Origin of the sequence: Kineococcus siccus (assembly GCF_009906795.1) — a bacterium.
GTDB lineage: Bacteria > Actinomycetota > Actinomycetes > Actinomycetales > Kineococcaceae > Kineococcus > Kineococcus siccus.
This window is the reverse complement of sequence record NZ_JAAALN010000371.1, coordinates 1-1848: the sequence shown is the minus strand read 5'-3', so window position 1 is coordinate 1848 and position 1848 is coordinate 1. Positions and strand designations below refer to the sequence as shown.

General features: G+C 78.1%; 2 protein-coding genes and 1 pseudogene. 2 read left to right on the top strand and 1 reads right to left on the bottom strand.

Going from position 1 to position 1848, the window contains the following annotated elements; all coding sequences use genetic code 11:
- Positions 1 to 158: 158 nt before the first annotated feature.
- Positions 159 to 395 (top strand): annotated as a pseudogene (locus tag GTR02_RS24050) (DUF2201 family putative metallopeptidase); the annotation flags it as partial.
- A gap of 9 nt (positions 396 to 404) precedes the next feature.
- Positions 405 to 833, top strand: a complete 429-nt coding sequence (locus tag GTR02_RS21515) for a VWA-like domain-containing protein (RefSeq protein WP_276611144.1) — start codon at positions 405 to 407, stop codon at positions 831 to 833.
- Between the two features lie 18 nt (positions 834 to 851).
- On the opposite strand, the gene GTR02_RS21510 is transcribed toward GTR02_RS21515, so the two are convergent.
- Positions 852 to 1847, bottom strand: coding sequence for a S66 peptidase family protein (locus GTR02_RS21510; RefSeq protein ID WP_420814762.1), 996 nt, complete (start codon positions 1845 to 1847; stop codon positions 852 to 854).
- Position 1848: the final 1 nt, after the last annotated feature.

The window sequence follows — 1848 nt, the reverse complement described above, 5'->3', positions numbered from 1 at the left end:
CACCGGACTCGTCGGGTTCCACGCCGACCTCGCCACGCCGGGCCTCGGCGGGGCGTGGGCGCGGGCGTCGGCGGCGCGACGGGCGGGCGTAGGAGTAGTCGCGGGCCCCCGCGACCGGGCGTGACGCGGCCGGGCACGACGACGGCAGCGTCGACGCCGGACGGGCGGAGCTCCTGCGGCAGCAGACGGCCCGCAACGTCCTCGACCACGTCCGCAGCCGCGGCGCCGTGCCCGCCGGCTGGGAGCGGTGGGCCCGCTCGACGCTGACCCCGGTCGTCGACTGGCGGCGGGAGCTGACCAGCCTCACGCGCCGGGTCGCCGCCTCGGTCGCGGGGGCCCGCGACTACTCCTACGCCCGCCCGTCGCGCCGCTCGGCCTCGACACCGGGGGTCGTCCTGCCGGCCATGCGCCAGCCCCGCCCGCCGCGGGCCGCGCTCGTCGTGGACACGTCGGGCTCGGTCACCGACGAGATGCTGGCCCGCGTGCACGCCGAGACGGCCGCGGTCCTGCGGCGCTCGCACGGCGGCGGCGTGCAGGTGATCGCGTGCGACGCCGCGGCGTCCGAGGCCCGGCTGGTCCGGCGGGTCCAGGACGTCGTGATCGTGGGCGGCGGCGGGACGGACCTGCGCGTCGGTGTCGCGGCGGCCGCGGCGCTGCGTCCCGCCGTCGACCTCGTCATCGTCGCCACCGACGGCGACACCCCGTGGCCCGACGCCCCGCCGCGGGAGAACCCGACCGCCACCTACGCCGTGCTGCTGCTGGACGGCGAGCGCGCGGGCGTCCCGGCGTGGATGCGGACCATCGCGGTCCCCCGGCGGCCCGACGACCGCTGAGCGGACGGCCCCCGCGGCTCAGCGCACCGCGGGTCCGAGCAGCGTCAGCGTCCGGGCCCCGGCGTCGAGGGCGACGCGGACGCCGACGGGCATCGGCAGGTTCGCGCCCGCGTGGCCGAACTCGACGCCCCCGAGGACCGGGACGTCGCGGTCGCCGAGCACGTCGAGGACGATCTCGGCCAGCGTCGGGGATCCCCCCGCCGGCGCGAGCCCCTCGATCGCGTGCGGGACCCCGACGACCATCCCGGCGATGCGGTCGAGGATCCCGCTGTGCCGCAGCACGTGCAGGTAGCTCCACACGTACGCCGCCTGGCCGCCGGTCTCCTCCCAGAACAGCACCGCGCCGTCGAACGCCTCCGGCGGCAGCGCCCACGGCGTGGCCTGCGCGAGCACGATGCGGTTGACGACCCCGCCGACGAGCCGCCCCTCGGCCCGCCCGGCGCGCCAGCACTCCCAGGAGTCCGTGGTGGGCAGCGCACCGAGCGGGTCCGGACGGGTCAGCAGCCGGGCGTACAGGTCCGCCAGCTCGGCCCGTCGCGCCGCCGACGCCCGCGCCCACGCCCCGCCGAGGCCCGGCGTGGCGAGGTCGGCGTGGAACCCGACGAGTCCGGTGCGCGCGAACAGGACGAGGTGGAGGAGGGAGATGTCGCTGTAGCCGAGGATCGGCTTGGGGTCCGCGAGCACCGCGTCGACGTCGACGAGGTCGAGGTAGCCGAGGACGGTCTGCCCCCCGTCGTGCGCGACGATGGCGCGCACCTCGGGATCGCGCAGCAGGGCGTTCAGCTCCGCGGCGATCTCCGCGGGCGTCGCGGCGCTCCACCAGCGCCGCCGCCCGACGTCGACCAGCGGGGCCGGCCGCACCCGGAAGCCCATGCCCTGCAGCACGTCGACGGCACGCTGGAGGTCGGGTTCGTACTCGGCGTGCAGGGGCCCCGACAGCGACGCGATCACGACCAGGTCCCCCGGGCGCAGGGCGCGGGGGCGGAGGAGGGGCGGCAGCACGGGGTTCGGCACC

Coding starts and splice junctions, on each gene's coding strand:
- GTR02_RS21515 (WP_276611144.1), top strand. CDS start 405: ATGCGCCAGCCCCGCCCGCCGCGGGCCGCGCTCGTCGTGGACACGTCG.